This is a genomic window from Pseudomonas sp. NPDC089743, from assembly GCF_044748785.1.
In the GTDB taxonomy this organism is placed as follows: domain Bacteria; phylum Pseudomonadota; class Gammaproteobacteria; order Pseudomonadales; family Pseudomonadaceae; genus Aquipseudomonas; species Aquipseudomonas putida_X.
The window spans coordinates 1-9,000 of record NZ_JBIVGS010000032.1 but is presented as its reverse complement, the minus strand read 5'-3'; the positions used below and the strand labels follow the sequence as shown (position 1 = coordinate 9,000).

General features: G+C 62.7%; 9 protein-coding genes. All 9 read left to right on the top strand.

Annotated elements, in window-relative coordinates; all coding sequences use genetic code 11:
* Positions 1 to 27: 27 nt before the first annotated feature.
* Positions 28 to 372 carry a hypothetical protein gene (locus tag ACIPZC_RS25860; RefSeq protein WP_400630379.1) on the top strand — a complete coding sequence of 115 codons (345 nt, stop codon included), beginning with the start codon at positions 28 to 30 and terminating at the stop codon, positions 370 to 372.
* Positions 369 to 602, top strand: coding sequence for a hypothetical protein (locus ACIPZC_RS25855; protein WP_400630377.1), 234 nt, complete (start codon positions 369 to 371; stop codon positions 600 to 602). The genes ACIPZC_RS25860 and ACIPZC_RS25855 overlap by 4 nt, the downstream gene beginning before the upstream one ends.
* 46 nt (positions 603 to 648) lie before the next feature.
* The gene (locus ACIPZC_RS25850) at positions 649 to 3,954 is read left to right on the top strand and encodes a phage tail tape measure protein (RefSeq protein WP_400630375.1); all 3,306 of its coding nucleotides are present in this window, start codon (positions 649 to 651) and stop codon (positions 3,952 to 3,954) included.
* The gene (locus ACIPZC_RS25845; protein ID WP_400630373.1) at positions 3,954 to 4,292 is read left to right on the top strand and encodes a phage tail protein; all 339 of its coding nucleotides are present in this window, start codon (positions 3,954 to 3,956) and stop codon (positions 4,290 to 4,292) included. Before ACIPZC_RS25850 ends, ACIPZC_RS25845 begins: the two co-directional genes overlap by 1 nt.
* Positions 4,289 to 5,038, top strand: a complete 750-nt coding sequence (locus ACIPZC_RS25840) for a phage minor tail protein L (RefSeq protein ID WP_400630371.1) — start codon at positions 4,289 to 4,291, stop codon at positions 5,036 to 5,038. Before ACIPZC_RS25845 ends, ACIPZC_RS25840 begins: the two co-directional genes overlap by 4 nt.
* A 2-nt stretch (positions 5,039 to 5,040) precedes the next feature.
* On the top strand, positions 5,041 to 5,796 hold the full coding sequence (locus tag ACIPZC_RS25835) for a C40 family peptidase (RefSeq protein ID WP_400630369.1): 756 nt from the start codon (positions 5,041 to 5,043) through the stop codon (positions 5,794 to 5,796).
* Positions 5,797 to 5,830: 34 nt separating this feature from the next.
* Entirely contained in the window at positions 5,831 to 6,190 is a 360-nt protein-coding gene (locus tag ACIPZC_RS25830) for a hypothetical protein (RefSeq protein ID WP_400630367.1), read from the top strand.
* Positions 6,191 to 6,275: 85 nt separating this feature from the next.
* A complete protein-coding gene (locus ACIPZC_RS25825) occupies positions 6,276 to 6,860 on the top strand; it encodes a tail assembly protein (RefSeq protein ID WP_400630365.1) in 585 nt (194 codons plus the stop codon).
* Positions 6,861 to 6,916: 56 nt separating this feature from the next.
* Positions 6,917 to 9,000 (top strand): host specificity protein J (locus tag ACIPZC_RS25820; RefSeq protein WP_400630363.1); only part of this gene is annotated, 2,084 nt, incomplete at its 3' end.

The window sequence follows — 9,000 nt, the reverse complement described above, 5'->3', positions numbered from 1 at the left end:
GCCCCGTTCTTTTCTGCGAGAAATCCAATGAGCGAAGCCTTGCACGGCACCGTCACGCTGGTGATCGGCGCCCGAAGCTACACCCTGAAGCCCACCCTCGATGCGGCGCTACGAATCGAAGCCCGTTTCGGCGGGCTGCGCGCCGCGTTGGAATCGATGCGAATCATGAGCATCGCCGCCTGTGCCGACATTGTGATCGCCGGCGCCGATCTGAAGCCTGAACAACATCCTGTGATTGCCGGCGAAGTCTTCCACACTGGCGTAGCCAAGGTATCGAGCCAGCTGACCGAGTACATCACTGTCCTGCTCAACCCGGTACCGCCGAGCGTTGCCGCCAGGGGAAAGGACGAGGCGGTCAGCACAGCGCAGTGAAGAACGGCAGCTACGTCGACTATTTGTTCGGCGTGGCCACCGGCTGGCTCGGCTGGCCGCCCGACACTGCGTGGCACACCCCCATCCCGCAGATCATGCTCGCGCTTGATGCTCGGCTCGACTGGACGGGTCGCGGGCAGGCTCAAGGCCAGGCGCAGGCTTCGCCGCAGAAGCGTGAAAGCGTTGCGGACAAGTTGAAGAGCTTCCTGCGAGGGCGGCCCAAACAGTAGACAGCGTGCCGCCTCCGGGCGGTTTTTTTTGTGCTTGGAGATTTGCATGGCCGACCAACAAGTCCAGGGAATGCTGGTCCAGATCGAGGCCACCACGGCACAACTGCGCCGCGAGCTGGCCAGTGCTGACCAGGTGGTGGCGCGCACCACCCAGTCGATCGACCGCAACCTGGAGCAAGTCGACTCCGCGTTTGACAGCACCGGGCTTGCCGCTGAGAAAGCCGGTGTACTGATGCGTGGCGCCTTTGCTGCCGTCGCCGGGGCTGGTCTGATTGGCGGCATCATTCAGCAGGTCGACGCCTACGGGCAGATGTCCGACCGTATGAAGGCCGCTGCGGGTAGCGCTGGCGTGTACCAGACGGTGCAGGAGCACCTCCTACGCACCGCGCAGGAAACCTACCGGCCACTGGCTGAAGCGCAAGAGCTGTATATCCGGACTGCGGATGTCATGCGCAGCCTAGGTTTCAATACCCAGCAGACCCTCGACATCACCGACAGCTTCAGCTTCCTGCTGGTGACCAACGCAGCAGCCGCCGACAAGGCCGGGTCTGCGCTGGACGCCTACTCCAAGGCCCTGCAGACCGGCAAAGTTGAGGCGGATGGCTGGGTTTCCATTCAGGAGGCCATGCCGACCATCGTCACGGCCATTGCCACTGCCACCGGCAAGAGCGCGGAGGAGATCCGCAAGCTCGGCGTTGAGGGCAAGCTCTCGCTCGACGACATCAATACCGGCCTGCTGAAGACTGTTGAGGTCAACCGCCAGGCCGCCGCCGACATGTCCACCAGCGTGCAGGATGCGATGGTGAACATCGGCAACGCCGTACAGACTTTCCTGGGTGGCATGGAGGAGCAGACCGGTGCTGTGGCTGGCCTGTCGAGCATCCTGATTGCCCTGGCCGACAACGTCGAAGCCGTTGCAGTGGTGATGGCCGGCGTGGGCGTCGCGGCACTGACCAACTACATAGCGAAGTCTGGGCTGGCCGTGAAGGCAGCTCTGGCAGATCGATCGGCACGGATCGCTCAGGCTGAGGCTGTGGTTCAGGCGGCCCTTGCCGACCAGCGCAAGGCCGAAACCTTGACCATCCTGGCCGCGCGCGAAGCCGCTGCGGCGCGTGGTACAGCGGTGCAGACGCAGATGTCCATCCAGCTGGCTCAGGCTCGTCAGCGAGAAGCGGCGGCGACTGCGGCTGTAGCAGCTGCCCAGTCCGGCCTGCGCACCGTCAGCGCCGGCCTGCTCAGTGTCTTGGGTGGCCCGATGGGGCTTGCCTTGCTGGCTGGGACGGCGGCGGCCAGTTTCCTGCTGCTGAGCAGCAATGCCGAGCAGGCTGGCGTCAGCCTGGACGAATTGCACAAGCCGGTGGCGCAACTGCGCGAGGAGTTCGCCAAACTCAACAAAGACCAGCGGGAAGCGTCCCTGGTCAAATGGCAGCAGGAGCAGGTCACCGCGACCGATAAGGTAAAGGGCGCCTACGGCGACCTCGCCCAGTCCATCCGTGCAGCAGTGGTGACAGCGCCGGTGCGCGACTCCGGTGGCCAGTACAACCGACAGCTGGCTGAGTATCAGGGGCTGGTCGATCGTCTGAACGAAGCACGCGCGGCTGGCCAGGGGCTTTCGCCGATACTCCAGGAGGTCGGTAACCGCCTACAGTTGCCGGCCGGCACCGTGCAGCAGTGGATCACCCAGGCCGGTGCCGTCAGCGATGCCGACCAGCGCTCGGGCCTGATTGCCGAGACGCTGCGGGTGCTCACCGGCGTTACCGAGCAAAACACGTCCGCCACCCAGGCCAACAACGCCGCGAAAGCTGGCATGAGCTCGGCGGGACAGACCTACCTCGAAACGCTGCAGAAGCAGCTGGCCGGCCTCCAGGACAATGGCGATGCCACCAAGGCCGCCAACCGCTACATCGCGGAAAACGCCGACCTCACAGAGACCGATCGACTGGCGATTCTTTCCGCGGCCAGCGCGATCGAGTCGCAGAAGAAAGCCAACAAGGATGCGACCGAAGGCAGCAAGGACCGCACGAAGGCGCTGAACGACGAGATCAAGGCCCTCGACGCGATCATTGACCGCGCGCTACCGGAGAAGAAACGGCTAGAGGATCTGGCCGAGGGTGTGCAGGGACTGCGCAAGGCCCAGGCCGCCGGCAAGATCACCGCGGCCGAGATGGAGCTCGGCATTAAGAACCTCAACACGGCCTACGCCGACCCTGTCCTGCAGAAGCGGGCTGAGGAAGAGAGGAAGCTTGCAGAAGTGCGCCGCAACAGCGCCGAGGCCTATCGCAAGGCGATGGAAGTGGTGTTGCAGACACGGCAGGAGGCGATCAGCGCGGACGTGGCCGGTGTCGGCATGGGCGACGACCAGCGCGAAGAGGCTGACCGGCTGAATGCGGTGCGGCAGAAGTATGCCGAGGCGCGCCGTCAGCTGGAGGAGCAGCAGGAGGACGTGTCACGCCGCCTCAGCCAGGACGCCTACCAGCAGCGGCTGGCAGATCTGGCTGATTACCAGGCTCGTGAGCTGCAGATGGAAGTCGACGGTTTCGACGCTCGATTGGCAGCCCAGCGTGACTATCGCAACGGCGCCAAGCGCGCCTGGGCCAACATCCAGGCGGACGCAGCAAACGTGGCCGGCGCGACCGATGACATGCTCACCACCGGCTTCAACACGGCCCGCGATGCCCTGGCCGAGTTCGCCATTACCGGCAAGGCCAACTTCAAGGACTTCGCGACCAGCGTGATTGCGGATATGGCCAGGATCGCCAGCCAGCAGGCTGCCAGCTCCCTGCTGAGTGGGGTCGTGAACTGGGGCGTAACGGCGGCTACCAACTACTTCGGTGGTGGCGGTGGCAACGGTATGGCGGCGGGGTCGGCTGGCGCTGTCTCTTCGAACCTCGGGGCCTCGCAGGCAGGGTATAGCGCTGACTATCTCAGCAACTGGTCTGGCGTCACGCAGGCCAAGGGTGGCGCCTGGGAGGGCGGCGTGCAGTTCTTCGCCAAAGGAGCGGCCTTCACAAATAGCATCCTCAATACACCGACCCCCTTCGGCCTAGCTGGAGGCGGCGTTGGCGTGGCGGGCGAGGCGGGTCCCGAAGCGATTATGCCGCTTGCCCGCGGCGCGGACGGATCGCTGGGCGTGCAGATGGTCGGAGGCGGCACCGGTGGGCAGACGGTTGTTCAGTTGAATATGCCGATGGCCATCACCGTAGAAGACCGCAGCGATGATGGTATGGAGCTGGACACCACTGCACTCCAGCAAAACATGGAGCGGCAGATGCAAGGCGTGGCGGAAAGGGCGATCGCCGCTTCCTGGCGCTCCGGCGGCGTCAGTTACCGCAACAGCAACGGGAGACGCTGATGGCCATCGAGACGTTTACCTGGGTGCCGGACGAGGCCGCCAGTGGCGATAGCACGCTGAGGACCAGGAAGTCCCAGTTCGGCGACAACTACGTACAAGTCTCCAGCGATGGGCTGAATGCCGAGACTGACAGCTGGGATCTGACCTTTGGTGGTCTGGGCGAGGAAATCGCCCCAATCCTTGCCTTCATTCGCCGGCACAGGGGCGCCAAGTCATTCCTGTGGACCAACGCCGAAGGCGTGCTGGGCATGTACCGCTGCGAAAAATTCCGGCAGGAGCGCAAGCCTGGCGGTATCGCCACCCTGACAGCAACCTTTGAAAGGGCCTATCACCCATGACTTTGATCACGCAATTGCAGAAGCTGGAGCCGGGTTCCGAGATCCTGCTGTTCGAGTTGGACGGTTCGGATTTCGGTGCTGACATACTGCGCTTTCACGGTCACGCAATCCCGCACACCCCAGAAGAGCTGGCGGCCGCGGGTGTGAATGCGGACCAGCTGCCGGCGAAATCGATCTGGTGGCAGGGCAACGAGTACGGCGCCTGGCCCATGCAGATCGAAGGCATCGAGGCGAACTCGGACGGTACCGAGGTGCGGCCCAAGCTGACCGTTGGCAACGTCAACGGCAGGATCACGGCCCTATGCCTGGCATTCGAAGACCTGCTCGAGTTCAAGCTGACGATTCGCCATACCCTGGGTGAATACCTGGATGCAGCGAATTTCCCGGCCGGCAACCCGACTGCGGACCCTGCCGAGGAGGGCATCGAGGTCTGGTACATCGACCAGAAGGTTTCGGAGAGCGGCACCACGGTTGGCTGGGAGCTGGCCAGCCCTGGCGATGTCGGCGGTGAAACCATAGGCCGGCAGATGACTCAGCTGTGCCATTGGGCCATGACGGCCGGTTACCGCGGCCCCAACTGTGGCTACACCGGCCCCTATTACGACCTTGACGGCAACCCAACGGATGACCCGGCCGAGGACCAGTGCAATGGCTGCCTGGATACAGGCTGCACCGTCCGATTTGGCCAGGGCAACCAACTGCCCTTTGGCGGCTTCCCGGCTGTCTCCCTTATCGCCAGGAGCTGATCATGCGTAAACACATCTTGGCCGCCGTGCAAGCGCACGCTGCGGCGGAGTACCCGCGCGAGTGCTGCGGGATCATCATCAGCGTAGGCCGCTCCCAGCGGTACCTACCTTGCGACAACATCGCGACCGATCCGGCCGAGGAATTCCGCATTCCACCGGAGCAATACGCTGCAGCTGAAGACCAGGGCGAAGTGATCGGAATCGTGCACTCGCACCCTGATGCCACCAGCAGGCCTTCACCGCGTGATCTGGCAATGTGCGAGGCCTCGGGGTTGCCTTGGTACATCCTGTCGTGGCCGGAGGGCGACCTGCGGAGCATCACTCCGACTGGCCATACGCCGCTGCTGGGCCGGCCGTTCGTGCACGGTGCCTGGGACTGCTGGCAGGTCTGCGCTGACTGGTACAAGCGCGAATGGGGTCTGGAGTTTCCGGCCTACGCGCGGGAGGAGGGGTGGTGGGAGAAGCCGGACGGACCGAGCCTGTATGAGCAGGCCTACGAAGCGGCCGGCTTTTACCAGGTCAGCCAGCCTCAGCGCGGCGACATGATCGTCATGGCCGTCGGGCGCACCGCGCACCCGAACCACGCGGGCATCTACCTGGGCGCCGAAGGGAAGCTGCCGGAGGAGCATGCGCAGGTCTTCGGCCCTGGCCCATTCATGCTGCACCACCTGCTTGGGCGGCCATCCGAAATCGTTGTGTTTGGCGGGCCTTGGCTCGAACGGATGCGCCTTGTGCTGCGTCACCGCAAAGCAAAGTGATGGTACATTCCCGGTTTTCAATGGAGGGAATTACATGCGAATTTTCATTGCTGCACTGGGGTTAGCTGTTCTGGTGGGATGTGCAACAGTAGATGACATCCGAGCCAACACCCCATTGGTTTCTGTGCAGACCTCTAAGCCGGCTGACGAAGTGGCCGAATGTATTCGCGATGGCTGGCAAGGCATTGCGCTGATTGGGGGTAGTGTCGGTGGTGTTCTGCAGAGATCCGGCAGTCGACTCACTGTGGTTGCCCCCAATGCCGAATCGCCATGGCATGTTGTTGATGTGTTTTCAGCAGGTACAGGAAAGGTTCAAGTTACCTATCGTTTTTACCGAACTTGGCAATCTCCCAATGAGAAAGTGATGAACGTCGTAAAAGAATGCGCTGGATGAATGAACTGATCACGCGAACCTCCTGCGGGAGGTTTTTTTATGCCTGGAGGATATTGTGGGATTTAGAGCTCTTCATTACGAACCCATGACGATTATCAAGTTGTCCGGCCCGCTGGCTAAGCGGTTCGGGCGTGTTCACCGACGAGCCCTGCAGGTAAGCAACTTCAAAGATTCGTGCAGAGCTCTTGGCGCGACGCTTCCAGATTTTGATGAGGAAATTAAGCGGCTTGATGCGCTAGGCATGAGGTTTGCCATTTTCAGGAATGGGAATAATGTCGGTCCTGATGATTTTGAAAGAGGCGGGGCGAAGGAAATCAGGATCGTGCCAGTGATGGCTGGAGCAAAGCGAGCTGGAGGGCTGCAGACAGTCCTTGGTGTAGTCCTTATCGCCTTGGCTTATTTTAACCCCTTCGGATTCTTTTCTGGGCCCGCAGTAAGTGCAATGTATGCAGCCGGCGCAGCAAACGTAGCGGGAGGGGTGATGCAGCTTCTCAGCCCTCAGGCAGGAGGGCTATCCCAGAGCGGAGCGCCCGAAAATTTGCCGTCGTACGCGTTCGGCTCAGCCAAAAACACGACCGCCAGCGGCAACCCTGTCCCGATCTGCATCGGTGAACGCCGTTGGGGCGGGGCGATCATCTCTGCCTCGATCGAGGCGCAAGATAAGGCCTAGTGCCAACTCAGCGAACAGGCCGCCTCCGGGCGGTTTTTTATTGCCCGGAGGAAAGCATGGGCGCAGCAGCTCACTTGGATATCACCGGCGCCAAGGGCGGCGAGAGCAAGCCAAAAACCCCTGTCGAAGCACCTGACAGCCTGTCGTCGACGAACATCGCCAAGATCCTGTTGGCCGTGGGTGAGGGTGAGTTCGATGGTATGCCCACCGACCGCGACATTTACCTCGACAACACGCCGATCATGGACGTCAGCGGCAACGTTAACTTCCCTGGCGTGAGGTGGGAGTGGCGCCCAGGGACGGTCGAGCAGGACTACATTCAGGGCATCCCTGCGGTGGAAAACGAGACCACCGTCAACGTGGAACTGCGCAGCGACAACCCGTTCACCCGGGCGCTGAGTAATACGCAGTTGTCGGCGGTGCGCGTGCGTATGTCCTGGCCGCGTCTGGCCAAGCAGGACAGCAGCGGCAACACAAACGGCTACCGCATCGAGTACGCCATCGACATCGCTACTGACGGCGGCGCGTATGTCGAGGCCCACCTTGGCGCAGTGGACGGCAAGACCACCAATGGCTACCAGCGCTCGGTACGCGTCAACCTGCCCAAGGCAACCTCCGGCTGGATGCTGCGCGTGCGCCGCATCACCCCTGATGCCAACAGCGGTACCGTGGCCGACACCATGACCATCGCTGGCTACACCGAGATCATCGACGAGAAGCTGCGGTATCCCAACACCGCGCTGCTGTACATCGAGTTCGACGCCCAGCAGTTCCAGAACATCCCGGCCGTGACGGTCAAATGCAAAGCCAAGCGCTGGTCGGTGCCGACCAATTACGACCCCGTGACTCGCACCTACACCGGGGTATGGGACGGTACCTTCAAGCAGGCCTGGACCAACAACCCGGCGTTCGTGACCTACGGCCTGTGCGTCGAGGACCGTTTCGGACTGGGCAAGCGCATCAAGTCGTGGATGGTCGACAAATGGGAGATGTACCGCATAGCCCAGTACTGCGACCAACTGGTGCCGAACGGGATTGGCGGGCAAGAGCCGCGCTTCCTGTGCGACATGAACCTGCAGGGCCGCGCTGAGGCCTGGACCCTGCTGCGCGATCTGTCGGCGATCTACCGAGGCATGGTGTACTGGGCCCACGGTTCGCTGTTCATGCAGGCGGACATGCCGCGCGCGCAGGACATCGACTACGTCTTCACTCGGGCCAACGTCATCGACGGTGACTTCGTCTACGGTGGGGCTGAGCGCGACACGCACTACAGCCGCGCCTTGGTCAGCTACGACAACCCGGCGAACAACTACGACACCGATGTGATTCCGGTGACCGACAACGCGCTCCAGCGCCGGTACCGGGACCGTCCCGTAGAAATCTCGGCCATTGGCTGCACACGTGCCTCCGAGGCCCAGCGCCGAGGCAAGTGGGCGCTGCTGAGCAACAACCAAGACCGTACCGTCACCTTCAAAACCGGCATGGAGGGCCGCATTCCGCTGCCTGGCTACGTCGTCCCAGTAGCTGACGAACTGGTGGCCGGGCGCCCGAATGGCGGTCGGATTGCTGCCGCTGCTGGCCGAGTGGTTACGCTCGATCGGGACACGCCGATCAAGGCAGGCGACCGCCTGATCCTGAACTTGCCGAACGGAACCGCCCAGGCGCGCACGGTACACTCGGTTTCTGGGCGCGCTGTGACGGTGACCACGGAATACAACGTGCAGCCTGAGCCCGAGCTGCAGTGGGCAATCGACTACGACGACCTGGCGGTGCAGCTGTTCCGTGTGCTGAAGACAACGCGCACCCAGGAGGGCGAATACGAGATCACTGCCCTTGAGTTCAACCCGAGCAAGTTCGCGGCGATCGACACCGGGGCCAAGCTGGATGAGCGCCCTATAAGTGTCATTCCAGTCACAACGGTGCAGCCGCCTGTCAGCGTGTCGCTGACTTCGGCGTATGCCGTGGACCAGGGCATAGCCGTCAGCACCATGACCATCGCCTGGCCAGCGGTGCAGGGCGCGGTCGCCTACGACGTGGAATGGCGTAAGGACAACGGCAACTGGATACGGCTGCAGCGCACCGGCACCACCTCGGTCGACGTGGTTGGAATCTACGCTGGCGCCTACCTGGCCCGCGTGCG

Bases quoted from the DNA above. Each gene is read 5' to 3' on its own strand.
- ACIPZC_RS25860 (WP_400630379.1), top strand. From the start codon at position 28: ATGAGCGAAGCCTTGCACGGCACCGTCACGCTGGTGATCGGCGCCCGA.
- ACIPZC_RS25840 (WP_400630371.1), top strand. From the start codon at position 4,289: ATGACTTTGATCACGCAATTGCAGAAGCTGGAGCCGGGTTCCGAGATC.
- ACIPZC_RS25845 (WP_400630373.1), top strand. From the start codon at position 3,954: ATGGCCATCGAGACGTTTACCTGGGTGCCGGACGAGGCCGCCAGTGGC.
- ACIPZC_RS25850 (WP_400630375.1), top strand. From the start codon at position 649: ATGGCCGACCAACAAGTCCAGGGAATGCTGGTCCAGATCGAGGCCACC.
- ACIPZC_RS25835 (WP_400630369.1), top strand. From the start codon at position 5,041: ATGCGTAAACACATCTTGGCCGCCGTGCAAGCGCACGCTGCGGCGGAG.
- ACIPZC_RS25830 (WP_400630367.1), top strand. From the start codon at position 5,831: ATGCGAATTTTCATTGCTGCACTGGGGTTAGCTGTTCTGGTGGGATGT.
- ACIPZC_RS25825 (WP_400630365.1), top strand. From the start codon at position 6,276: ATGACGATTATCAAGTTGTCCGGCCCGCTGGCTAAGCGGTTCGGGCGT.